A 26,025-nucleotide genomic window follows, 5' to 3' on the forward strand; every position below is an offset into this window, starting at 1 on the left:
GGTGTTTTATGTCTAACTTTCTTAACTCTGCGCTCACTGCTTATAATTCACGCCAATATAACCAAGCTATTCTTTTTTTAAACAAATGTGATATTAAAACTGTTGATTGGTATATTTTACTTGCCGCTACATATAGCGCACTTAACCAAAATGAAAATGCCGAACAAACATATTCTTACGCAGTAAATAAGTTTCCTTCATCCCTCCCTCTAATTGAAAACTATACAAACTTGCTATGCAGAACTACTAAACATTCGTTATGTTTAAACTTTTTAAAAAACACAAGGTATTTGGCACAAAGCGAAAAGGTATCTCTGAATTTTATAGAAAGCTTGATCAAAACCAACCAGCTGTTACAAGCAAAAAAGGAACTTTCTAAAACCTTATCTGATGAAACCTTAAAAGAGAGGTATCACTGGTTAAAGCTTGAATTACTAGAACGTTTGGGTGACTTAGAATTAGTTGAAAGCTATTACCTGTCTTTACCTGCCGATTTAAAAAATCAATTTTTATTTAAATATAAACGTGCTTGTAATTTTCGCAATATGGGTAAATTCGACAATGCTTTAGATATATTTTTAATGCTAAGCGATAAGCAGAACAAGTATAGCCCCGAGGTTAACTTTTTGATTGGCTGTACTTACTATGATTTACTAAAATTTGAGCTCTGTGAGCAGTATTTAAAACGATGTCTTGAACAGGCTCCTAACTATATACCTGCGCATGAATGTTTAAATAAATTATACTGGGATCGTGCAAACAAATCAGCCCTTATGAGCTCCTACAATAGTACATTCTTAAATCATGCTAAAAACCCACAACTAGTTCAATCACAACTAGCTCAGCTTTTACATTTTAAAGATTTCAATCAAGCCCTTGATGTATCTTCACAAGCAATTAGGCTCTTCCCTGATAACTTAGACATAAAACATGCTCATGGCATCATTTTAGGTAAGCATGGGCAAAGTGATAAAGCATTCATTATATTAGATGAGCTTGTATCACAGGCTCCGCAATCAGCAAGATATAGTGTAGATTTGGCAAACTACTGTATTGAAAATTTTGAATATAAAAAAGCAATATTGCACTTAAACACTGCAGTTAAACACAACCCTTTTAATCAAGAAATCTGGGCTTATTTATCCACAGCTTGGCGCTTAGCTAAAGACGATAAATATCATTGGTTAACTAATTACGATATGTTTGTTAAAACAATGGCTCTACCTACGCCTAAAGGCTACAAGTCGTTTGACTCTTTTGGGAAGGAACTCAAGGAACTATTACTTACTTTACACACTAAAGAACAAGACCCGCTTGATCAAAGTGTTCGAAGAGGAAGTCAAACTGAAGGACACTTACTCTATCGCTCAAATACGTTACTCTCATTATTTAAGCAGTCAATGGAGTCATGTATATCTACTTACTTAAATGATTTACCAGCAGATAGTATGCACCCATTAACGGCAAGAAATAGCCTAAACTTTACTGCCAAAGGCAGCTGGTCAGTAAAACTAGAAAATGGAGGATATCATGCCAATCATATTCATCCTCACGGTTGGTTGTCAGCACCCAGCTATATTTCTATACCTGATGAAATGAGTAAAAATGATCCACTTAAAAATGGCTGGTTAAAGTTAGGAGAAACATGTCTTGATCTAGGAAAAAGAGAATCAATAGATCGCGAGATATGCCCTGAAAGTGGACAAATTATCATTTTTCCTAGCTATATTTGGCATGGCACAAATGAGCTTAAAAGCGATAGACCTCGCTTAACAATACCTAGCGATATTATGCCAATTGGTTAATCTAGTTGATTAAAATTCAAACTAGTGCTATAAAAATAAACAAAAACAAAGGATTGATCATGATAAAATGCTTGCTACTTATAATCGCTATTGTTTTTATTCCAGTGAAAGCTGAAGAATTCTCTTTACCCGAAGAGTTTTCAGATTTTGGCTTAAATAGGGATATAAGCATATCTTATGAAGACCTAGACCAACTCCTAGAGTTAACCGTTATTGACATGGGTTTATCTGATAGGACTATTCTAAAACCAATAGTAGGTAATGGCACAAGGTTACGATCTAATAGAGACAGAGATACGGCTTTAGAGGCTAATCGCTTTTATTTCGAAGAAGTTGTAAAATCGGATATTAAGCTAGGTTTTAAAGTAATTCGCCAAAGCCTAGAAAAAGTACCTGAAGAAGTCCCTTTAAACGCATTAACCTTAGATGAGCAATTAGCTTATTGGCTAAACTTATATAATACAGCCATTATTGAAAAGTTAATTGAACATTACCCAGTTCGAAATGCAAAAAAATTACTCGAAGGTGAAAACTCAATACTAAACGATAAATTTATAAATGTTTCAGGCCATACCTTGTCACTTAATAATATTCAACATGATATCGTTTTTAAGAAATTTGGGAATAAGAAAATAGTAATGTATGGCTTCTATCAAGGGATAATCGGAAGTCCGAATTTACGTAACGAAGCTTACACAGCTGATAAGGTATATAAACAACTTTCAGGTAATGCTGAAGAGTTTGTAAACTCCAACCGAGGCGTTCAAGTTAAAAGAAATCGTCTAAACGTTTCTATTTTTTATGATCAAGCAAAAATTTTATTTCCTGACTTTGAGAACGATCTACTAAAGCATATTTTAAACTATTCTGATTCTTCTATTAACTCACAAGTAGAAGATTCGGAAGAATTAATTCTAGCTATTGAGGACTGGAATGTAACCGACATATACGGCACTGAGCGCTCATTTGGTGAGGGTAATGCCACTAACAAAGCGGCCTTACTAAATGCCGTAGCAGCCAATAGTAACGTGCCTGGTGCAGGGGCTATGAACCTTAGCTTCCTAAGCGATATGTTATCCTCTAAAGTTAGCTCTCAATCTCGCTTTTCACCTGCAGTATTAGACAAAATTAATAAGCTTCGTCTCAAGAAAAAAATCAATAGTAGTAGTGTTAAAATAAAAGACTTACCCACTAAATAATTAAATTGTATTCAGCGCTCTATTGAGTGCTGAATACTCTCAGTGATTAATCTAATACATTATTAAACTCTTCAAAATCAGAAATAGATAAGCTTTCTTTAATATATCTACTGAAATTTTTATATCTTCCCGATGAAGATGTATAAAGAGGCTTTCTCACCTGCCAAACACTAGCAGTACTTACAATATTTTTTTGTTGATGAAATAAACCGCTTTCACCTTGATATTTTACGCCTAAAAATTCGAACAGAGGCAATAATACCCCCTCGGGCTTTGAAACAAGTTCATCATAATTGACTGTAAAAATATCATTAGGATACTTTTTTAGCCAATGTGCTTTAACACGCTGCTGCGCTTTATGATAGTGCACTGTATCATTCAGTGCGGTCGCATAATTCAAACTTGGGCCTAAATGTTGAAAGTAAGCTGATAAACTGTTATCTCTAATATCGCGCTGTGTCCAGATAATCTTAGCTTCAGGGTACATAGCTTTAATTACATCAACGTATAAGTAATTCTCGGGCCGTTTATCAGTAACCAGACTACTATTTCCTGCTCTTAACTTTAATTCTTTCTCATAACCTTGCTGAAATAATGGTGAGTTAACCCTGCTTGACAGCACTTTAGGCTTATCAATTAAATTAAATAACTGCTTATGTAAGAAGTCAATCTCTCCTCCATTGCTAATGACTTCAGAAGCGCAAACTATTTGTTCTATTAAGGTTGAGCCAGACCTAAACATGCCACAAATAATAATTGGAACAATATCGCCAGTCTTACTTTTTACGTTACTAAGCTCTCTTGCTAGTGTGCTACTTACTTGATGTTCAATATCAACTCTGTTGTATTGCGGGATATATTTTCGGTTAAAACTATTAGCTTTAGTATAATAAGACCATGATTTTTCATAATCTTTGCTATCGTCAAAAGCTTTCCCAAGCGCATAATACATATCAGCTTTTAACACATCATCTTCTATAGTTTTTAAAATAGGTAGGCTTTTTAGTTCGTACTTTAACGCTTCACTCTTATCAAATGTTTGTATATCAGCAATTCTCGCATGCGCCAGACCATCTAAAGGATTTATCTTTAATACCTGATTAAAGCTCTTTAAACAGTTTTGCTTATCACCAAGCTGCTCATATATATTAGCAAGATTAAAATAGGCATTAATTTTATTTGGTTCAATCGTAATTGCCTGCTGTAAATAATTAGTCGCAGTCTCATAATCAATTAAAAGCTCAGAGTAGACGGATGCTAACTCCACATAAACGGTATATATGTCGTGGTAACCAAGCTCGATAGCTGCTAAGAAAGATGTATTTGCAAGACTGCCTTCGCCATTTTTTTTTGCCATCTCACCTAATTGAAAATACGACATTGCGCTATCTGGTACTATTTCAGTGTATTTTTTAAGCAAGTCTATTGCTAAAGAGAATTCATTACTGGCGGCATATAACTGACAAAGAGTATTTACATAATCGAATTTTTTGGGGGCTAATGAAATGAGCCTTTTACAAACTTCCTTACTTTTTAGTAAATCGCCTTCATTCATAGCGACTTTAAACAATACGGCTAGAGCTTGCTCATTAACCTCAGGGTTGCCGCATAAATCTTCTAGAATGGCCTTTCCTGCCACAATATTTCCACTATTCAATTGCTGTATTGCCAACAGTAAACTTTCTTTTGCCGATTTCATTTTTTCCCCATAAAAAAAGCGAGCCTAAGCTCGCTTAATAATACATTAATTAATTCAAATTAGAATTTTAATGAAAGGCTCGCATGGAAGTAACGACCTAACGAATCGTAGTAACCAGCAATAGCATTTGCGTTTGTTGATAATGAACCACCAACTAGAGGTGCTTCTTTATCCATAACGTTGTTAACACCTACTAATAAAGACGTGTAATCATTAATAGTAAATGTACCTTTAAGGTCAATATAGCTTTGTGAGCTAATACCGTCGTCTTGTACTAATGTATCAGCACCAGTGTAATCGTTTACACCGCTGAAGAAACGCCATTTAGCAGTAGCTCTCCACCAGCTGCCAGTATCGTAGCTAGCTGATACAACATGACGCCATTCTGGTTGAGGGAAACAACCGTTATCTAATGAGTCAACACAGTCATATACTTCACTTACACCAGGAATATTATCAAATTCCTTAGTTAACATGTAGGTACCAATGATACTAGTTTTTAATGTACCTTCAGCAATTTCCATATCGTAGTTTGCGCTTAAATCGATACCTTCGTAATGGATATTACCTAAGTTAGTATTTGTAGCAACAACTTGGCCAGAACCTATCCAAAGGCTACCACTACCAGGTGTACGGTCTACGTTATCACAAAATACAGCCGCGCCGCTTTTACCACATTGTGTAACAAGAATTTCTGGGTCAATATTACCAATCGCGTCTTCAAGTTCAATATCCCAGTAATCGATTGAGAAGTTGAAGTTTTCAAATGGGTTACCAACAACACCTAAAGTAATAGTATCAGCGATTTCTGGAGATAAATCTGGGTTACCACCAAACAGAGCATTATATTGATCCGCAGGGCTCTTACCTACATTGCCGTACTGGCTTGCAGAAACACCTGTATTTGCACACTCAGCTGCTGATAAAGTTGGTGTACCAGCACATGGATCTGTACCTGCCCATAAACCAGTGCTTTGTTGAGCAAATAACTCACCATTGTTTGCTGCACGAACTGCACGGTTGTAGCTTGAACGAATTTTCCAATCGCTAGTTACATCCCAGTTCATTGCCACTTTATAAGTCGGCTCAGCACCTGAAGTGCTATAGTCTGACCAACGGTAGCCTAATTCAACAAGTAAACTTTCAACTAACGGTAAATCTTCAACGATTGGTAGGCTAAGCTCACCAAACACTTCACGTACTTGATAACCACCATTTAAACTCTTAGTAGTACCACCTTGGCCAAGTAGTAGACCTTGTGCGTATACTTCATCAGCTGTTCTACTGAATGTTTCTTCACGATACTCTGCACCAAATACTGCAGCAACTGGGTACTCTGAAGATGGAAGTGAGAAATCGAATTCGCCAGTAACAAAACCACTTACAATCAATTGCTCAGTAACACCGTTCAAAATTGCCGTACCAGTAAGTGACTGTGCAGCTTCTTCAGTTACACCATCAAACTGAAAAACATCATATGGGATACAACCAGAAGTCGCGCTACAATCTTCACCATTTGCTGATAAAGCGGTGATTATACGCGGACCAAAGAAGTCATTTTCATATGCTGAAGAAGATGAAGTAGAACCGTATTGAGCAAATGCTTCGTAAGACCAAAGGTCGTTAATTTCGCCTTTACTACCTAATACTAAACGGAAAGAGTTATGTTCAAGGCTGTCTGCACGAGCACCACCTTCAACGTTACGCTTACCAATATAAGTTGCAAACTGATCGCCAGAAGTCAAACCAAAGCGCTCAGTTAGTTGTGCACGTTGTGTATCATTTAGTAATGGGCTATCAAAATCAATCGAGTAATTATCATTAAAGAACGTACCAGACTCAGCAATTTGCGCTGTAGTGCGGTTACGCATAAACATTGCTTCCATAAACGGACGGAAGCTATCATTGATTTCGTAGTTAGCAAACATGCCTAATGTATGACGTTCATCAGGACGCATAAAGTGGTTAATTGGCGCATAGTTATATGTATTACCAACTGAAGGAATAAAGCTGCTATCTTGACCTAGAGTCCAGTATTCGTATTGGCCTTCGCCAAAATCTACAACACCGTCAGCATTAGGAGCTGAGATATAGAAGTTAGGGTTAACAGCATTACCTGAACCGCCACAAGCTGTGCCAGCTGCATTTAGAGCACAAGATGAGTAATCACGAGCACCTTGGCGTAATTCGTTTTGTCTGTTGTAAGTAAAGTAAGCTACTGCATGGCCCTTACCGCTATCGAATGCACCACCTAAAGTCGCAGCAAAATCAAATGACGCACCATCAAGACCAGTATTACCTTCTTCATAGTCAAAGCCAGCATCATCCATTAGGCCTTGCATGTATTCATTATCGTTATTATGTTGGTAAGCAGTTGTACCTACATTAACTTCAAAACCTTCAAACTGATCGTTCATTACAAAGTTTACAACACCAGCAACAGCGTCTGCACCGTAAGTAGATGAACCACCACCAGTCATTACATCTACGCGTTTAATTAGCGCAGCAGGAATTTGGTTAATATCAGCTGATTGTGTGTATATACCACCAGCTTGCATACGACGACCATTTACAAGAACAAGAGTACGCTGAGGGCCCATACCACGTAAATCAAGCGTTGCAGTGCCCGAAGCGCCATTTGATTGGAAAGAAGTGTTAGACGCTTCTAGTTGCGGTAAACTATTCATCATGTCTTCAACACGAGTAAAACCTGCAACAGCAATTTCTTCTGCAGTTGTTACTTGTACTGGGCTAGCTGTTTCCATATCTGTACGTTTGATACGTGAACCAGTAACTTCAATTCGTTCAACTTTATCAACTTTTTCTTCTTCAGCAGCAAAAGAACTTGCTGAAAACGCAGCTGTTGAAGCTGTACCAAAAGCTATCGCTAAGCGAACAGCCTTAGAAACTTTATTATTTAACATTTGATTCTCCCAGAATACTTTTATATTTTTTATATTTTTTTACGATCACTACTTGTTAACAAATAGTAATCATACGTCATGATAATACCAGCAGCACAACATGGTCAACATATAATTAACTTAATGTTAATTAACAATGTATCCACAGTTAAAATTATTACAATTTAAAATCACAACATTTACATTGTAGTTGTTTAACAGCACCATTAGTGCATTAAATAAAACTACGGAAGGGTGTTTAAATTCAGGAGGGTTAACTTTTAGCTTATAATCACTTAAAAGAGAGAGGTTTGGGAGTTCTCTGATAGAGTCACTTGCATTGCACTAAAAATCATTTCGGCTATTGGGTCTAACTGTTTTTTTATATACAAAGAATAATTCAGTTTTTTATTTGTATTACTGAGTTCAGGTCCATCAAAAGTGTACACATATTCTATAATTTGCCCTCGTTTCACCTCAAAGTTTGGGTTTGAGGCTTTATATTTTTTAACAGCTTGGACATGAGGTGGTATATTCTTTTGATATTCAGTTAAATTTTGCCCTAATCTTTTTCTGTAGATTAATTTATCGTCAAATTCTCCGTTTTGTAAACGTCGAGAATAAGAATTAACTAATTCCACTAACAGACTTATTTTATAATCACTACTAAATAAAGCCTCAAACAATTCAACTTGAAACTCCTGAGCGAACTCAGTCCAATCACTTCGAACTGCTTCAACACCTTTGAATACAAGCTCGTCGTGATTTTTATTAATTTTCTTACCTACATACCGTTTTTTAGAGCCCATAGTTTTCCCCCTAATTGTAGGCATAAAAAAGGGGCTGTATAAGGTCTCAAATTCAATTTCCAAAAAGCTCTCTAAGTTGTGGGTCTGATTTATTTCTTGTACCCACTGTTGATTGATCTTGATAGCTAATTGTTTACCAATTTCATAACATTGAAGTGTGTCTAAATTGTCATCTAAAGTAATAAATATTGAATCTGTATCACCATAAATTACATTGTGCCCGCACTCCTCAATCCACTTTTTTGTAGTTTGCATTATATCGTGCCCACGTAAGGTTATTGAACTTGAAAGACGTGGATCGTAAAAACGACATCCTCGAGAACCAAGCACTCCATATAAGCTGTTCATAATAATTTTTATAGCCTGCGATAACATAGGTTTTTGGCTATCTTTTGCTTCTTGCCTTGTTACTGATAAAGTTTTTATAAGAGTTGGTAAATGATTTTTATGTCTTGAAAAAAGTGCATTATTATATCCTGGTATTGCATCTGTTGGATTTAGCAAACCTTCAATTAAACCAAGAGGGTCAATACAAAAAGTACGCATAATTGATGGATATAGGCTTTTAAAGTCGAGTACAACTACATTTTTATAAAGCCCAGGTTTTGAAGACATTACATAACCTCCTGGACTATCAAAACTTAAGCCATGTTCTCCTAAATTGGGTGCGACATAACCACTTCGGTGGAGTAAGGGCAGATAAAGGTTAACAAATGAAGCTACCGAACCGCCCATTCTATGAAGTTCAAGCCCCGTCAATTGACTCCTAACAACAGCAAAATCAAGTAAATTTAATTTGTTAAAAATACGTAGAACAAGTACACAATCTTGTCTATTGTATTTGGCAAGGGATAACTTATCATCATTAAATTGGCGTTCAATTTCTGCTAGCTGGTCACTTGAACTGATGAATTTTTTCTCACCAAGCTCCTTAGCTGCTACATTTGACAGGCTAAAGCTGTCATAGTGATAGGTCGCATTTTTTAACGTGTCTATCCCATCTATAACAACTCTTCCAGGTATAGTTAATCGAGTATAATGACCTACTCGTAATTTTATTTTTTCGTTATTACGCCCAAGACGCAATTCTATACCTAGAGTTTCAGCTCTGGAGTTAAGAACAGAAAAATCAAACTCAATAACATTCCAACCAATAATAAGATCTGGATCTGTTTGGGCTATAAAATGCTGGAATTTATGTAAAAGATCGATTTCATCAATGCACCATATTACTTCAATTGCATCATTATATTTAATCGGACTACCAATCATTAAAACACAATCTATGCCATGACCGACCAAACCTATCGAGAATAATACCCCTTCTCCGTTACATTCTATGTCTAAAGAAACTGTTTTAAACTTAGGACTTACATCGGGGTTATTTTTAAATTGGCAATTGGTTAACAACCTATATCCGTCTTTATGTGTAATATCTCCTCTCACCCATATAGAGCCTTTAATAAATCGCTCCATTAAAAAGCGATCTATAGGTCGTATGTCATCTTCGTATGTCACAATGGCTTCTAAGCTTAGAGCCTTTAACGCATTGTAGTAGTGCTTAAGTGATTTAAAGTAGCAACCAGCCACATTACCTTGCTGGAAGTTTTTTAATTCTACTGGGACAATGTCAACAGAAACACCTGCGCACTGCAGCACTTTTTCTGCCGTCGTTTTATCCGTTAACTTGATAAAAAAAACAACTGACTCTGGTATGCTAATTGTCTTTAATGGCCCTTTTTCAGTTAAAAGCCAAATAACAAAACTTACGCCCAAAGTTGAATCGACTGTTTCTGTAGAGAGAATAAACCCCGAGTCTAAGTGCATTAATGAAATAAGCCCCGTAATAAAAAACAACAAAAATAAAATATGTAAAGCAGGTTATATTTTATTTCTTTCTAAGTTAGTCTTAAGAAAAAATAATATGAGCATTCAATGAGCCCTTCTGAAATCATCCAACTCGCTAATAATCTACTTCAACAAAACAAGCTTCAACAAGCTAAAAAGTTAATATTACCTCTAATTCAAAGTGCACCAGAACACCATCAAGCTTGGCAAATATTAGCCCAAATACATCGACAACTAAAAGAGCAAGAGCAATACCAACAAGCCACAAAGCAATATGAGATGATTGCTTGGTTTAACCAGCGTTTAGATAAAGCGAATCAGCATCTATTAAACAAAGAATTAAAGCCAGCAGAAACCATTGCCCATGAGTTGCTCAATCTTGTTACGAATGAATACCGTGTTTTAGTGTTATTAAGTAAAATAGCTTTTCAAGCAAGCGACTTAAAAACGTATTTGGCTATTACTTCTCATAATATAAATATAAACAATACAAAATCAGCCGCTTATGATGCGCACATTGAAGCATTATTTAATACAAAGCAATATTTAGAACTAATCTCCTTTTATAATAGGTCGACCACATTAGTTACTTTACTACCAAAATCCCAAAGTTTACTCGCTGCTGCCTATGTAAAAATGATGGACTTCAAAAATGCATTTCTAAATTACCAATCTTTGCTAAATAAAAATTATCACCCCGCATATTGCAATTTAAGACTTGGGAACATAGAAAAGATAGTTGGAAATAATCAAAGTGCGATTGCATTTTATTGCAAAGCAATAAAACTAGCTCCTCATATAGGTGAAGCCTATTGGAACTTAGCAAACTTAAAAACATATACTTTCACTCAGCTAAATGTAGCTAATTTAGAACAGCAGATAACAATAGACTCAAATAAATTAAATAAAGCACAACTTCACTTTGCTTTAGCTAAGGCATACGAACAGCAAAATCGATACGAAGATGCCTTTTTACAGCTAAAAATAAGTAACGATTTACAAAAGTCACTTACTCCTTACATTACTAACGACTTTAATGAACGCTGTAAAAACTACATAACTAAAAAAGCTGCCAATGAAGTACTTCCTTTAAGCGAGAGTGAAGTCCAGCTAATATTTATTGTAAGCCTGCCAAGAAGTGGCTCTACACTTATTGAACAAATACTAGCATCGCATAGCCATGTTGACGCCAGCTATGAATTATCAGAAATCAACTCTATTGCAGTAGAGTTAGAAAACCTTCAAATAAAAAGCAACGTACCTTATAAACTAAGTAGTTTGACTCAAGAACACTTGGCAGGATTAGCCAAGCGCTATTTGAAATTCATTGAACCGTTGCGCAATAACAAACCTTACTTTATTGATAAACAACCAGTCAACTTTCAGCATATTGCTCTTATCAAAACTTTGTTCCCTAATGCAAAAATAATCGATGTACAACGTGACAAAAAAGCAACAGCATGGAGCCTTTATAAGCACTCATTTTCACAAGGTCATAGTTATAGCTATGATCAAGAAGATTTAGCTCACTACATGAATGAATATTACAAGTTGATGACGCACTGGCATACCGTATACCCAGACGAAATATATACGATTAATTATGAGAACTTAGTAAATAACTTTACCGAAACGGTTAATGCTTTATTTCAACATTGCAATTTAGTAGTGGAGCAAGCGTGTTATGAGTTTTATAATAATCAACGCCCTGTTTTAACTCCCAGTTCAGAACAAGTACGTAAACCCATTTACAAAGAAGCGCTGACTGATTGGAAAAACTATGCAAATCATCTTACCCCACTGCTTAATAGGCTAAATTAATAAACAAGCTGCTTGTAGTTACACCCTTATAACTCTAAAATCCATAGCACTGTAATTATATACATACTTTAGGTAAATCATCCCATGCTTTCTGACTCACTAAAAAAAACAATTAGGCAAGTACACCAGCATGTGGCTAGTAACCTAAACGATTATCGCCCTCGCAGCAGCCAAAACTACCTTGTAGCTGAAATAGCAAAAACCCTTGCAGGCGAATACCATAAAAAGCAGCGCATATGCGTAATTGAAGCTGGCACCGGTACAGGAAAGTCTCTTGCCTATTGTTTAGGCGCATTACCGCTTGCCTTAGCGCAAAAAAAGAAGCTCGTTATTTCTACCGCAACCGTTGCACTGCAAGAACAATTAATAGCAAAAGAACTGCCATTTTTTAAAAAGCATTCAGGCCTCGACTTTAAATTTGATTTGGTAAAAGGTCGCCATCGTTATATTTGTGCCCACAAATTACATAATGCTGTAAACGGCGATAGCCAAACACAAATGGACTTTATGCCAACGCTTACTTCACCACTGAGCACAATGGAAACCAAGTGTTTGAATGATCTATATAACGCCTATGTTAATAAAAAATGGCAAGGCGATAGAGACAGCTGGGCCGATACTGTACCCGATAGAGTGTGGAACTTAATAGCCTGCGATAAACACTCTTGCCAACGCCAAATGAAAGCACACCAAACGTGTCCGTTTCAGCTTGCTCGTAACCAGCTTATGCAAATGGATGTGCTGGTAATTAATCACTCTTTATTACTTGCCGATTTAGACTTAGGCGGTGGTAAAATTTTACCAGAACCCGACAACACCATTTATGTTATTGATGAAGCGCATCATTTAGCGCACATCACACGCGACTTTTCATCTGCTGCAGCAACAATTAAAGGCACCATAGAATGGCTTGATAAACTCACTAAATTTAGCGGAAAAATGGCTAAAATTTTAGTGGGGCAAAGAGCTATTGGCCAAAACTTTAAACTTTGCGACAGCATTAATGACGCGAATAAAGATTTAAAAGTAGTGCGCGATATTCTTGATAATGCCGACTTTGAATACTCAAAAGATGATACTTATCGTTTTGAGCACGGTGAAATCCCAGAATCATTGCACAGTAAAGCGAAAGACATAAGCGAAGCCACGCAAGATGCGCTGCGCTGTTTGAACAAAATGCACGACACCCTTACCCAAGATGTGAGCGATGGCGATATAAAACCTTACGTTGCCGACCCCATATTGGGCGAAAGCGGACAATACATAAACAGGTTAGAGCAACTAAACAAACTATGGTTTAGTTACGCAAAAAAAGGCGAAGGTGCTCCTCATGCACGGTGGATAAAACGCCTTGAATACAAAAGCCATCACGATCACCTATTAAGCGACTGCCCTATCGAAGTAGGTTACTACCTAAAAGATAAATTGTGGCGAGAATGCGCGGGCGCTGTTTTATGTTCGGCCACATTAAGCGCGTTGGGTTCATTTGATCACTTTGCCTACGAAACAGGACTTGCTAAAGAAGAAGGCGTTAAATTTATTAAAGTACCTTCTCCATTTGATTACCCCAAACAAGCCACTTTACGTATTCCAGTATCAAAAGTAGAACCTACCGATAAAGACTTTAGTGATCACTTAGCTAAAACATTACCAGAGTACATAAATGATAAAAAAGCGAACCTTGTACTATTCGCTTCTTACTGGCAAATGGACCACGTAACAAAGTTTCTTAGAACAAAAGGTTTTAACTTATTAGTACAAGGTGAAATGTCGCGAGAAGCATTGCTTAAATTACACACTAAAAATGTAGACGAAGGCAAAGGCAGCATTTTATTTGGAACACAAAGCCTTTCGGAAGGTCTTGATTTGCCTGGAAAATATTTAGAGAACTTAATAATTACTAAAATTCCGTTTGCTGTACCTACTTCGCCAATAGAAGAAGCGCAAGCAGAGTTTGTACAAAGCAAAGGTGGCAACCCGTTTTTAACGATTACCGTACCAGACGCCGCAAAGAAATTGGTGCAAAGCTGTGGTAGACTGCTGCGAAAAGAGAGTGATGAAGGCTGTATTACTATTCTCGATAGACGCTTAGTTACTAAGCGGTACGGTAAAGCCATGCTCGACACCCTACCACCTTTTAAAAGACAAATAGATTATTAATGTTTGAACTCGCACTCGATCCAACAACCTGGGCTGTTTTATGTGCTGTTGCACTTGCCGCAGGTTTTATAGACGCTATCGCCGGTGGCGGTGGCATGTTAACTGTGCCCGCTTTATTAACTGCAGGCTTACCTCCACATTTAACATTAGGCACCAATAAACTCGCGGCTAGTTTTGGCTCCTTAACAGCTAGTTATACGTACTATAAAAAGAATTTATTTAGCCCGAAATTTTGGGCAGCCTCCATCATAGCTACTGCAATAGGTGCATTGATAGGTACTGTTATTGTTGATCATTTAAGTATCGATTTTTTAAACAAATTACTACCCATTATTATTATTTTAGTTGCCGCCTATAGCTTATTTGGTAATTTAAGTACCACAGAAGGCGATGAACTGCCTAAACTAAACAAAGCGATGAAAATAAAACAATGGCTACAGGGTTTAGCATTAGGCTTTTTTGATGGTTTAGCAGGCCCAGGTACGGGTACTTTTTGGACTGCTTCTAATGGCATGCTTTATAAAATGAACCTGCTACTCAATTGTGGTTTAGCGCGTTCAATGAACTTTGTTTCTAACTTTATATCGCTCATTACCTTTGTAGCACTCGGACATGTAAACTTTTTACTTGGCATTACTATGGGCTTTTTTATTATGCTTGGTGCATGGATTGGAGCGCATTCAGCAATACGGTTTGGTAGCAAATTTATTCGCCCTGTATTTAATACTATGGTTATACTTTTAGCATTAAAGCTAATTTATGAGGCTTACTTTTAATATGCACCCTACAGCTTTAGATAAACTACGCCAACAAGTTGCAACGCTAAAACAACAAGCTGAGCAATTTGATAAAGCTAAACTTTTTTCTAAAAATCGTTACATGCAAGCGCAACCTAGCTTGTTTGACCGCGCCGTTTTTAGTACAAAAAGCATGAACCTAGTCGATTACGTAATAGAAATAGAAGACGAAGTGTCACGATTACCGCCAAGTGAGCATCGCCATGCTTATACCTACGCGCTTGAACGTATAGGAGCTCAAGTACAAGCTGTATTCAATGTTATTAAATCAACGCCTATTTGGATTAAAGAAAACAAAAGCCATTATAAACCTCGCCCTAAGCAAACTGTTTATAAGCACGCTGTACAAAAAATAATGCAATCATCGCATGAGCTTTACGATGAATTAAAACAAAACCATGAGTTTGAACGCCGTTTAGTACTCATGATTGAAGAACGTAAGATGCAAATGGATAAAGCCTCGCCAGCTAAAGCACAAAAACTTAACCTTGAAATATTAAGCACACACGCTCGATTAGGTCGCTGCAGAAAAGCAATTTCTGCCACCGAGGACAAAATACAACAAGTAGAAAAACAGCAGCTACGTTAAGGCGCACTTTACTATGCAGCTTTATTATCATCCATTGTATTCAGACCTTATACTCCCAGAACGTCATCGATTCCCTATTCAAAAGTATAAGTTACTTAAAACCGAAATAGAAAATCTAGGTGTTTCGGCTATTCACTTTAAAGATCCTAAAAAAGTAACCGCATCTCAACTTGCGCTATGTCATAGCCAACGTTATATAGATGACTTTTTAGCTGGCGGGTTAAGCGATAAAGCGATTAAAAAAATGGGATTCCCCCATTCGCAACAACTTGTAGAGCGTACTCTTTTATCAATTGGCGGGAGTATTCAAGCTGCTGAAGCGGCTTTTAGTCACGATCTAACCTTCAATTTAAGCGGTGGTTATCATCATGCCTATAGCGATTTTGGCAGTGGCTTTTGCATTTTTAATGATTTAGCTATTGCAGCAGCACATTTAATAAATACAGAGCAAGCCGACACTGTTTTAATTTTTGATTGCGACGTACACCAAGGCGATGGCACAGCACAAATCACTCAAAACTATAATCAAATTATTACCTGCTCAATTCATTGTGAACAAAATTTTCCTCGTAATAAGCAAGAGTCTACTTACGATTTTGCATTGCCCGCTAAAACAACCGACGCTGAGTACCTTGCTACATTAAGGCAAGCTCTCGATTTTTGCGTGCGCATTCATAACCCCGATATTATTTTGTATAATGCAGGCGCTGATATTTATACTAAAGACGAGTTAGGCTTGTTTAATGTATCGCTCAATGGCGTATATGAGCGCGACTTGTTTGTTCTCAACTTCTGTAAGCAACATCAAATCCCACTAATGTGCGCTTTAGGTGGCGGTTATCAGCGTAATTTGAGTTCACTAATTAATGTTCATAAACAACTATTTAAAGCCGCTATCGATTTATAGTAAGCCTTAGTATAGACTCAGTTAAACGGATTATTTTAAAGCGGTGGGAATATGCGATTACACGAAGATATACACAACTATTACGAAAAGATTGTAGTTGAAGAAATCATCAAACTTAAACTTGATGAAAAATATGGTGAAGATGTAATGGCTGACTTTTGTTGTACGGTACTAAATCAGCTCCCGCCACGATATATTCGCTACGATGTAGATATGGCATTTTATTTACCGCAATCAGAACGCATACATATGGAACAGCGTGTGCAAACAGCAATAAATGTCGCCATTAGTCAAATATCAAAAAAGAAAGAGTTAAATGACCAACCCACTTGATCAAGCCCCTACACATATTAAACTTGCAGTAGATTTAATTATGATACTAGAGCAACACGATGTTGCTCCAGAAGAGGTCTTAAAAGCACTCGATATTGTTAAAAGCGACTTTGAAAAAAAGCTAGAAAAGCCGTAACTCTATTCTATTATTTGTATGTCGTACTCGGTAACGATACCTTCGTGCTTAGTGCAATCAATTTTAACTTCACCAAATGTGCGCCTAGGCGAAGTTGAACGACGACAGGTCATATTTTGTGCTTTAACGCCAAATTGCGTTATATACAACGCAACTATTTCGTCTATTTCTTGTTTTTGCTGCACAGTCGCTGCACTGTAAAATACATCGTATTGCGCAGACCAATTTTCAACCCCCGCTTCTTTTGCAACACCTAGCCAGCCCATCCCTAGTTTAGTAGATTGCTCCAAGTATTGGCCTTTCAAAAACATAAATGCCAATGTGTATTGTGCACTTTTATAGCCTAGTCCAGCAGGCTCTTTTAAATAATTGAAAGCGGCCTCAAACTCCCCTTTTCGATACGCTTTAATACCATTGTATTCATTCTTTTTCATGGTGGTATCACTGTAAAGGTTGATTGGGCTTGAATTACATCCCCCCAACAAAGTAATAAATACCATAGAAGCTACTGAGAACTTTTTCATTCTTATCCTTAATTTATTATTTTTATATGCCAGTTCCGAATATGGCTTACACTTTTTATAAACCCTGTTATTCTAAAAACCAATCAGCATAATTAAAATACTATCATGACCTTAGCAAGCTTACTGCGATTATTTTTCTGGCCGCTATTTGGGGCGCTTCTTTTTTATTTATGCGAATGGCCGCTAACAGCTTGGGGCCTGCGGTATTAATTGAGTTTAGAGTAGGCTTTGCTGCAGTTACTTTATTTATTGTTGCTTTGTATTTAAAACGCCGCTTAGCCTTTACTGAACACAAAAAACACTTTTTTATTATAGGCGCGTTTAATTCTGCTCTGCCATTTTTATTTTTTGCTTACGCAGCTCAAACTATAAGCGCTTCTACTTTATCAATTTTAAATTCAACAACCCCTATTTGGGGCGCAGTAGTTGGTATTTTATGGACAAAAACAAAGCCCACCAGAAGTATGGTGCTTGGTCTATTGCTTGGCTTGATAGGTGTTGCAATACTTGTTGGGCAAAATCACTTTGTATTAAATAGCCAATCAATTATAGCCATAGTAGCAGCATTAAGCGCTTCACTTTGCTATGCCATTGCATCGCATTACACTAAAAATGCGCCCAAATTGGCTCCATTCGATAACGCTCATGGCTCAATGTGGGCGTCGAGTTTTATGGTATTGCCACTTATTTTATTTATGCCAATACGTGAAGTTCCAACCACCAACGTTATGCTAGGTGTATTAGTACTGGGCGTCGTATGTACCGCGCTTGCGTATATATTATTTTTTAAATTAATCGAAGATATAGGCCCAACCTCAGCACTCACGGTTACATTTTTAATTCCATTATTTGGCATATTTTGGGGGCATTTATTTTTAGATGAGCAAATAGGGCCAAATACATTACTAGGCGCACTATTTGTAATTGTAGGCACAATGCTGGTTACTGGTTTTTTACCACGAAAAGGCACTTAGCGAAAACAAGCTAAGTGCTTATATCAAGCGCTTTTACCAAACGTTTACTTTTGCGCCTTTTTGCTTAAGTTTTCAATTAAGTCTTGGGCGCTAAAGCTGTTGTCACTTGGTTTTATCCCTTTGCCCATTTTAATATCAATTAGGGTGTGCACTTCTTTGCGTTTATCATTATTGCTCACTTGTACGCCTACGCTGCTTGTTGGGCGTGCGCGTGTTTCGCAGGTTAATAAACCACAGTTTCGCTCATATTGCTGGCTTTGTGATGCACTAATAGATGACGCAGGAGCTTGCGATTTAGACTCAACAAAGGTTTCTTTATTAGTTACAACAAACCAGTCGTAGCCTTGCGCTTGTGTAAGCTCAGCCGCGCGCAATAATGCATAGTCACCGGCATCGGCTACGTTGTTTGACACACTTTTAAATTCTACTCGGTATTGATCGTCGCTAATTTTTTGCTCACTGTAACCTTGTGAGCCATTATTCGCGGCGCGGTAATCAGGTTTAGATGCACAGCCCGCCATAAGTAAAATACTGATAATTAAAATAGATGTTTTCATAATTCACCTCGTTTTATACACATTATTATTTGTTTAACTGCCACTTTGCGCTAATTGCTTGCTGCTCTTGCGCTCTATCTAGTGGTGCGCCGCTGATCATGCTATCTATAACAGCATCTAACTCACTGTTGTTAGACGCCGTTTGATATTGCGCGCTATTATCACTTTGCTGCGCGGCTGTTTGCGCTTTAATTTGCCAACCGCTTTGCGTTTTACAAGCAATGCTTGTTTGCGTTGTATTATTTGAGCTTAGTGCATACTGCCTACAAAGCTCACCTTGCTGATTTTTAAAACTAAGCTGCGCACTAAATACTGAGCCATCACTTTGCTCAAACACACCACTACTTAGTTGTGTGTTAAGGGCTGATGCGGTATTGCTGGCTACTAAGTTTTGCGCCTCACTGGGTTGTAAATAGCTCGTCATTGCAATACCAAATACCACAGCAACGCTTGCTGCTATTGCTAAACTTTTATTAGCCGATTGCTTAACCTTTTGCCAAGGCGTTAACGTCACTACATTGCTGTTTAACGTGTTTTTTGTAGTAGCTGCATCAAGCTTTGCAACCGTTTTAGCTAATGAGTCACTAAGTGGTGCGTCGTCAATACTTATTGCGTGCTCCTTTGCTAGCATGTCTACTTCGCTAAATTCTGCAAGTCGCATTACTAGCGCATCATCGGTTTCAAGGGCTTTACGCACTTGCTCCATTTCGTGCTCGCTTAGCTCTGAGTCTAAAAAGGCGCTAAGAGTTTCGTCGTTAATGTTCATACTTGCTCCTTTTTAAAGTCGGGTTTTATTAAGTTATAAAGTGTACTGCGTGCGCGCGATAATTTACTCATTACACTGCCTATAGGTATATCTAGCGTATGTGCTACTTCTTTATAGGCCATGCCCTGCACTGCCACCAGCGATACTATGGCGCGTTGTTCTTCAGGTAACTGCCCAAGTGCTGTATTTACATGTTTAAGCATTTGTTTGTTTTCGAGTGTGTGATGCTCATTACTTGTTATTGGCTCTGGTAAAATATCGGCCTGAGCCGTATTTTGCCTTACCTTGCGTGAGCGGTATTCGTCTATCCACACATTACGGCAAATTTTAAATGCCCACTTAGCAGGCTCAACGTCATCCGGAATGCCTTTTACTAATAGTTTTTCAATTGTTATTTGCACTACATCGTCTGCATCTGCTTTACTACCCGTTAGCGAATAGGCAAAACGCCTAAGCATGGGCAATAAGGTTTTTAGAGTTTCATTCATTGATTTTTACCCCTTTTATAAAGAAGACGATTCAAAAAAACATTTATTCCCAAACAATCAAAATAATTTAAAATAATGAAATATTTCTATGTGTTAAACGTTAACTAACCAGCATGATAAATTTAATAGAAGTAACCCACTATGAATATTAAAAACACACGCGTTAAACACATAATAGCCGCCTCGCTTTGCATATTTAGCGCAACGAGTTCAGCCAACATAGTAAGAGTCGATCAGGTGCTTGGGCAGCTAAGCCCAATAGAGCAGCGTATTGAACAAACTATAGAGCGAGCACAACGCCTGCCGCTTCCAGTGCCTGTACCACAAATATCGATTGATGAACTAAAAGCTCAAATAAGTGAGCCAATTAGCAGCTTACCTAATGTGCTTAACATTAATATAAATAGCCAAAACACCGCATTTGTAGAAGTAGAGCTTGAAAACGGCTTTAGAGCAATAGAGCGCCAATGGTTATTAATGGCAAATAGCCAACAACTTAATACGCTAAAGCAGCAAAATGTAACCATTGTATCGGTAAAAAATTACAACGCACTTAATATGAGCTTAGTGCGCTTTAATGTACCCCAAGGTGTTAATTCTAAAAGTGAGTTATTAAAAGCACTTAACTTAGGTGAGTCTGCAATACTTGACCGAAACCACATATACCAAGCGCAAACAGGCGAGCCTACCGCAAAACTAACACCAAATAAATCTATTGCCCCTTACTGCACACAAAACGTAAAAATTGGCATGATCGACAGCGCCATTAATACCAAACACAGTGCTTTTAAAGGCGCAAATATCACCACGCAAAGCTTTTTACCACAAGGGTTAAGCTCGCCAAATTTACACGGCACCGCCATTGCAGGGCTAATTACAGGTAAAGGCGCAAAACTTAACCCGCTTTTAAGCAGTGCCGAGCTTTACAGTGCAGAGGTGTTTTATAGACAATCTGAATATGCACAAGGGGCTACATTATTTGCCATAGTAGAAGCACTTAACTGGCTAGTTAGTAATAAAATACCCGTAATAAATATGAGCCTAACGGGGCCAAATAACGCAATTTTAGAAGCAAGTATTACTGCAGCAATAAAACAAAACGTATTAATTGTAGCTGCTGCGGGTAATCAAGGTCCGGCGTCGCAGCCGTTATACCCAGGTGCATATAAAAGCGTGATAGCGGTAAGTGCTATTGATTCAAAAAACCAAATTTATAGATGGTCAAATAAAGGCGATTACATAGACTTTACAGCCTTTGGTGTAAATGTTGTTACAAGCCAGGGTAATAGGAAATTTGGGAGAGAGTCGGGTACGTCAATGGCGGCGCCGCATGTAAGCGCGGCATTAAGTTGTTTATTGTTAAAGCATGGTAATAATAAAACTAAAGCACTTAACGAGCTTACTTCGCTGGCCGTCGATTTAGGCGAGCAAGGCAAAGACACCACCTTTGGTTATGGCGCCATTTACCCACCTAAAAGTGCACTTTAACTGACGCCGATAAAACCGATTGCGTATAGGTATTACTACTAAGCTTTGATTGATAATCGCCATATTCAGCCTCGGCTATTAGTGTTACGTGATCAAACACAGCTAGGTTATAAAACGCATTGACTACATTTCGGTGCTCATCTCGCGACGGTATTTGCTCAAAAAAATCATCCGTTGTTTGCTCATCGTAATCTTTATTTTGATAACGCCAGCCAGCCCCCACTTTGTTAGCCACATTAAAGGCCGTAAATTTGTGGGTAACTTTAGTAGTAAAGCCGTAGCCGTTAAAGTCGTATTGGTTGTCGTCGGCGTTTTCTTTATCGGCACTTAGCGCTGCCATTAGCATGGTTTGTCCATTATTTAAAAAATGATACAGCGCTACATCGGCACCTACGCCGTCGGCATTACGTGCTTTTGCAGTAGCAAAACGTTTAGCTTTGGTTTTTATACTCATACGCAAATACGTATGCGGGTTCAAAAAGTGGCCATAGTAGGCGCTGGCTTGATTAAAATGTAAAAATGGTTCGCCATCTACATTTGCTTTTGCACCATCGTAACGCACCCCCACCTCATGGCTATTAAAGCTATAGCTGCCATCTAAACCATATTGATGAAGGTCTAAATCGTATTGATCAAATTCATCGTAGTCTTGTTGTTCAAACTTATAGCTTGATGTTAATTTAGCGCTTTTGGCTAATTGCCATTTTGCATTAACACCGGCTGCGGTTTTTATGCCGCTGTCGCTTTGCGACGAAATATCATCAAGCTCCTGAACCGACAACGCCGAATTACTTAATACCCCAACTTCAGCATCTGCATTTAGCTCAAAGCTACTTTTAAAGGGCTTACTTTGCTCAGGTGTTTCAACGTGGTTAGTTTGTGCAAGGACCGCTTGGGCACTAAAAACACACAATGTGGCGGTTAGAACTGCTTTCATATTTATTCTCCAACAGGCCGAATAGGTTTCCCTATTCGGCATTTGTGCAAACACGCTTAGGCCGTATTAAAGACCTAGGTCTAAGTCGTTAGTAATGTTGGTAACTACTTCACTTGCAGTGCTAAGTGCTACATCGTTACTAATTTGATCAGTGACCGCTGCACTCACCTGCCCGCTAACACTTTGCTGTACCGTATTTTGTAAACTGCTAACCGTACTATCTTGCACACTAGCAATTAAAGATTGCTGAACACTGCTTACTACTTCATTACTGGTATTAATTGCATCACCTATTTGCAGTGCAGAATTCACTGAGTTTGCAGCCGTATTAGTAATTGCTAATTGGTTTGTAAGCTCACCCGCATTAAGCGCATTTGTTGCATCAGCTTGTGTTACTGAATCGATTGCGCTGCTGACATTTGAAAGTAAAGAGGCATCGGTTGGTGTATCGGTAGTGCCTGTCTGAGCGGCTTGATCAGAGGTAAGAGAAAGTAATGACGACTGACTCACAGCAGTCGTTAAATTACCCGCCGATGAGGTTAACTGCGTTGTTGCATCGAGCGCTGTATTGGCTGAGGTATTGCCTGTGGCATTTAAAGACGATGCCGATGCATTCAATGAGTTATTTAAAGATGAGCTGGCAGATGCAACTAATGAATTTGCAGGCTCTGCGGCCTCACTACTTTCTTGCGCTGAAGTTTGCGTGTTATTCGCCGTTGAATCTGTGTTTTGCGAGTCATCTGCCGTTACTTGTGTATTGCTAGATGCGTTTGTGTCATTGCTACCACTGGCTGTTAAATCATTTTGTGAAAGCGCAATAGATGTAGATGTTTGTTGCTGCGCCGACGTTGACTGAGATATTTCAATATCAGCGGCGTGCACTGCACCTGTAAAAGTACACACACCGCTTAACATCATTACGCTTACAATTTTATTTAATTTAGTCATTGTTTTGTCCTCTAGTTTGTCGGATTGACATAAAGAAGACGATTTACAAAAACACTTTATTCCAAAATAAATTAAAAAATTACAATAAAATCACTTATTAACTAAATTTCAAATACTTAAAGGTAAGCCAATACCCTACGGCGTTTGCGTTTCACTATTTTGTATCAGCAATAACAGCTCGGCAGTGGCGGTTGCGTCGGCCAATGCGCGGTGATGGCTGGTTAAATTTAAATCAAAATGCGCACTAAGGTTACCAAGCGAATACGACTTTAAGCCTTTAAACGCTTTGCGTGATTCAACCACGGTGCACATTTTTGGCATTTTAAAAAAGTGCCCTGCCATCTCGCACTCTTTTTTAATAAAGCCGTAGTCAAAATTAACGTTATGGGCTACAAAAATACTGCCTGCGAGTATATCTAATAGCGGCTTAACTATATTGGCAAATACAGGCGCGTTGTAAACCATACTGTCGCTAATACCGGTTAATGACGTAATAAAGCCAGGTATATGGCGCTCGGGGTTAACTAAGCTTGTCCAAGTATCAATTACTTTACCGTGCTGCACTTTAACAATGCCAATTTCGGTAATTCGGTTGCCGCCTTTTAAGCCGCCCGTGGTTTCTATATCAACTACGCTGTAAACACGGTTTGGGTCTACAAACCACTTAACTGCAGCAATGTGTACTGTAAAGCCCACATTTTTTAAATTATCAATAGTTGTAAGTTGGTTGCGCCTAAGCTTATCGCCTGGGGCTTTTACTTCTTCAAAATGTACTTGGCCATTATTAATAACCATTAAGTCGGGGTAGCCGTCTTTTAGCTGTAAATAATGTTTACTCATAGCCGTTAAATGAGTAATTAATGCCTCAAGTGGGCTGTTTAAAATAAGCGCTTCTAGTGGCTCTAATAAATTGCTGCGCCATCTAAATAATCCATTGGGCTGATCAAAGTATTGCGCTGCATTTTTGCATACTAAATTAAGTAATGCTTGCGACGTTTGGCACTGAGCTAAGCGCTCGTTTATCTGTGTTTGCTGCGCTTCATAAAAATTACCAAGCCTTAATACTTGCGGATAAATATCAAACTCATTGCATGGCGGATAAGGCGACTCCACAAATAACTCGTGCCAAAATACTAAACCAAACAAACTTTGCCAAAGCGTGTTTTCGGTATTAAATACAGCCATACCTTCGCGAGTATAATAATCGTTTACGCCCTGCTCTACTTCACCTCGGTACAGTTCATCTATTTCTAGCACGCACTGAGTATCGGCAAGCATGGCACTTAAACGCGAACGTGTTTTTTTATTAAACTTACGCATTAAAAAATCGTCAGCAAAATACAGTAAATCATCAGTAAGTGGGTTTTCGATAATGGCTTCTAATCGAGCTTTTACCCACTCTTTATTGCCAAGCCTGTATTGCTCTCTTATTTGAATTTCTTGTGCTTCGCTATCATCCACGCACCCTTCAAGTAAACTAAAAGCAAGTTCGCTATCAACTGTTTTTAGCTGCCTATAAAGCCTAACTAATAGTTTGTTTTTTAATACAACGGCAATTGCACCATGTGCAGCTTGCACTAAAACCTGCGACGCTAAAGCGACGTAATCGCTCTCATCTGTAATATTTTTAAATGCTAACCGGTAACGGTTTAATAAATAGTTTGATTGCGCTTCGTCAAGTGTTTCAAAACGTGACAAACTCTCGCTGTGTCCTTCGCGCGTAGCGGTTAAGCCTAAATCTCGCATTACAAAACGGTTTTGATGATTCACATCTCCACTGCTTAGTTTACCTGCAAATAAAAACTCAAAATACTCGTAGTAATCACTGCGGTTATTAATTACATACTGGCTATAAAGTGGCGCAAGCTCTTGTGGGCGTGCTTTAAAAAACTCACGCGCAATATCCACCAGCGCGCCTTTAGCGGCACTCTTTTTAAAACTTATTTGCTCACTGTAATTACTTAGCAACTCAACCAAAGAAGGCTTAGTTAAGTGCGCTAAAAGCTGCGAATAATACTGCTCGTTTGGCTCAAATAAAATATCGGCTTTTTTTAGCGTATAAATAGCCTGATGCGGCGAGGTTATTTCTTCATAATTAAGCGATTGCGCCTGCACTAAATAAGGCTTTCGCGAGTACACACGCGCCAACATGCATTGGCTTTGCTCATCTAGCTGGTTAATTTTACTAATAAATTCGCTGTGTTTGGGCTCAAGTAAATGCATACATTTACTAGTTACAAACTCAATAAGCTCTCTAAAATGCGCTAAATAGTATTTTGCTGGTAATTCTTTTTTCATAATATCGCCATAACTGTATATAAAAACAGTATCTAGCAT

At 38.1% G+C, this 26,025-nt stretch carries 21 protein-coding genes; 11 read left to right on the forward strand and 10 right to left on the reverse strand.

The features are described 5' to 3' along the window. The first annotated feature begins 8 nt into the window (after positions 1-8). Together BW142_RS07220 and BW142_RS07225 are read left to right on the forward strand one after the other, a co-directional pair. Positions 9-1,805, forward strand: a complete 1,797-nt coding sequence (locus BW142_RS07220; RefSeq protein ID WP_076924417.1) for a putative 2OG-Fe(II) oxygenase — start codon at positions 9-11, stop codon at positions 1,803-1,805. Positions 1,806-1,810: 5 nt separating this feature from the next. Further along, positions 1,811-3,004 carry a DUF547 domain-containing protein gene (locus BW142_RS07225; protein WP_143475917.1) on the forward strand — a complete coding sequence of 398 codons (1,194 nt, stop codon included), beginning with the start codon at positions 1,811-1,813 and terminating at the stop codon, positions 3,002-3,004. Between the two features lie 46 nt (positions 3,005-3,050). On the opposite strand, the gene BW142_RS07230 is transcribed toward BW142_RS07225, so the two are convergent. The 3 genes from BW142_RS07230 to BW142_RS07240 form a co-directional block, all read right to left on the reverse strand. Further along, the gene (locus BW142_RS07230) at positions 3,051-4,703 is read right to left on the reverse strand and encodes a sulfotransferase (RefSeq protein ID WP_076924419.1); all 1,653 of its coding nucleotides are present in this window, start codon (positions 4,701-4,703) and stop codon (positions 3,051-3,053) included. Between the two features lie 59 nt (positions 4,704-4,762). Further along, positions 4,763-7,627 (reverse strand): TonB-dependent receptor, encoded by a 2,865-nt coding sequence (locus tag BW142_RS07235; protein ID WP_076924420.1) that lies wholly within the window; start codon positions 7,625-7,627, stop codon positions 4,763-4,765. 275 nt (positions 7,628-7,902) lie between these two features. After that, complete coding sequence (locus tag BW142_RS07240; RefSeq protein ID WP_076924421.1) at positions 7,903-10,242, reverse strand: DNA polymerase II; 2,340 nt, start codon at positions 10,240-10,242, stop codon at positions 7,903-7,905. Between the two features lie 108 nt (positions 10,243-10,350). Here BW142_RS07240 and BW142_RS07245 point away from each other — a divergent pair, with 108 nt between their 5' ends. From BW142_RS07245 to BW142_RS07275, 7 genes are all read left to right on the forward strand, one after another. Beyond that, on the forward strand, positions 10,351-12,084 hold the full coding sequence (locus BW142_RS07245) for a tetratricopeptide repeat-containing sulfotransferase family protein (RefSeq protein WP_024599780.1): 1,734 nt from the start codon (positions 10,351-10,353) through the stop codon (positions 12,082-12,084). Between the two features lie 84 nt (positions 12,085-12,168). Then, positions 12,169-14,244 carry an ATP-dependent DNA helicase DinG gene (gene dinG, locus BW142_RS07250; protein WP_076924422.1) on the forward strand — a complete coding sequence of 692 codons (2,076 nt, stop codon included), beginning with the start codon at positions 12,169-12,171 and terminating at the stop codon, positions 14,242-14,244. After that, on the forward strand, positions 14,244-15,020 hold the full coding sequence (locus BW142_RS07255) for a TSUP family transporter (protein ID WP_024599782.1): 777 nt from the start codon (positions 14,244-14,246) through the stop codon (positions 15,018-15,020). The genes dinG and BW142_RS07255 overlap by 1 nt, the downstream gene beginning before the upstream one ends. 1 nt (position 15,021) lies before the next feature. After that, positions 15,022-15,630, forward strand: coding sequence for a primosomal replication protein (locus BW142_RS07260; protein ID WP_024599783.1), 609 nt, complete (start codon positions 15,022-15,024; stop codon positions 15,628-15,630). Between the two features lie 13 nt (positions 15,631-15,643). Then, complete coding sequence (locus BW142_RS07265; protein WP_076924423.1) at positions 15,644-16,537, forward strand: histone deacetylase; 894 nt, start codon at positions 15,644-15,646, stop codon at positions 16,535-16,537. A gap of 51 nt (positions 16,538-16,588) precedes the next feature. Next, positions 16,589-16,870 (forward strand): late competence development ComFB family protein, encoded by a 282-nt coding sequence (locus BW142_RS07270; RefSeq protein ID WP_024599785.1) that lies wholly within the window; start codon positions 16,589-16,591, stop codon positions 16,868-16,870. Further along, a complete protein-coding gene (locus BW142_RS07275) occupies positions 16,854-17,006 on the forward strand; it encodes a DUF2496 domain-containing protein (RefSeq protein ID WP_076915774.1) in 153 nt (50 codons plus the stop codon). The genes BW142_RS07270 and BW142_RS07275 overlap by 17 nt, the downstream gene beginning before the upstream one ends. 2 nt (positions 17,007-17,008) lie before the next feature. Here BW142_RS07275 and BW142_RS07280 read toward each other — a convergent pair whose 3' ends face one another. Further along, entirely contained in the window at positions 17,009-17,530 is a 522-nt protein-coding gene (locus tag BW142_RS07280) for a sel1 repeat family protein (protein WP_076924424.1), read from the reverse strand. Between the two features lie 176 nt (positions 17,531-17,706). Here BW142_RS07280 and BW142_RS07285 point away from each other — a divergent pair, with 176 nt between their 5' ends. Then, positions 17,707-18,504 (forward strand): DMT family transporter, encoded by a 798-nt coding sequence (locus tag BW142_RS07285; RefSeq protein ID WP_253188806.1) that lies wholly within the window; start codon positions 17,707-17,709, stop codon positions 18,502-18,504. Between the two features lie 44 nt (positions 18,505-18,548). Here the strand turns inward: BW142_RS07285 and BW142_RS07290 are convergent, their stop codons facing one another. The 3 genes from BW142_RS07290 to BW142_RS07300 are packed head-to-tail and all read right to left on the reverse strand — an operon-like array spanning position 18,549 to position 20,315. Then, complete coding sequence (locus BW142_RS07290) at positions 18,549-19,061, reverse strand: hypothetical protein (RefSeq protein ID WP_076924426.1); 513 nt, start codon at positions 19,059-19,061, stop codon at positions 18,549-18,551. 25 nt (positions 19,062-19,086) lie between these two features. Further along, positions 19,087-19,827, reverse strand: coding sequence for a hypothetical protein (locus BW142_RS07295; protein ID WP_076924427.1), 741 nt, complete (start codon positions 19,825-19,827; stop codon positions 19,087-19,089). Next, positions 19,824-20,315 carry an RNA polymerase sigma factor gene (locus BW142_RS07300; RefSeq protein ID WP_076924428.1) on the reverse strand — a complete coding sequence of 164 codons (492 nt, stop codon included), beginning with the start codon at positions 20,313-20,315 and terminating at the stop codon, positions 19,824-19,826. The genes BW142_RS07295 and BW142_RS07300 overlap by 4 nt, the downstream gene beginning before the upstream one ends. Positions 20,316-20,456: 141 nt before the next feature. On the opposite strand from BW142_RS07300, the gene BW142_RS07305 reads away from it, so the two are divergent. Further along, complete coding sequence (locus BW142_RS07305; RefSeq protein ID WP_076924429.1) at positions 20,457-21,803, forward strand: S8 family serine peptidase; 1,347 nt, start codon at positions 20,457-20,459, stop codon at positions 21,801-21,803. Here the strand turns inward: BW142_RS07305 and BW142_RS07310 are convergent. The 3 genes from BW142_RS07310 to BW142_RS07320 all read right to left on the reverse strand — a co-directional run bounded on the left by BW142_RS07310 (position 21,787) and on the right by BW142_RS07320 (position 26,025). Next, entirely contained in the window at positions 21,787-22,740 is a 954-nt protein-coding gene (locus BW142_RS07310; protein ID WP_076924430.1) for a surface lipoprotein assembly modifier, read from the reverse strand. The genes BW142_RS07305 and BW142_RS07310 overlap by 17 nt on opposite strands. A gap of 66 nt (positions 22,741-22,806) precedes the next feature. After that, positions 22,807-23,688 carry a hypothetical protein gene (locus BW142_RS07315; RefSeq protein ID WP_076924431.1) on the reverse strand — a complete coding sequence of 294 codons (882 nt, stop codon included), beginning with the start codon at positions 23,686-23,688 and terminating at the stop codon, positions 22,807-22,809. 135 nt (positions 23,689-23,823) lie between these two features. Continuing rightward, positions 23,824-26,025 (reverse strand): exonuclease domain-containing protein, encoded by a 2,202-nt coding sequence (locus BW142_RS07320; protein ID WP_076924432.1) that lies wholly within the window; start codon positions 26,023-26,025, stop codon positions 23,824-23,826.

This window comes from Pseudoalteromonas sp. EB27 (assembly GCF_001974875.1).
GTDB lineage: Bacteria > Pseudomonadota > Gammaproteobacteria > Enterobacterales > Alteromonadaceae > Pseudoalteromonas.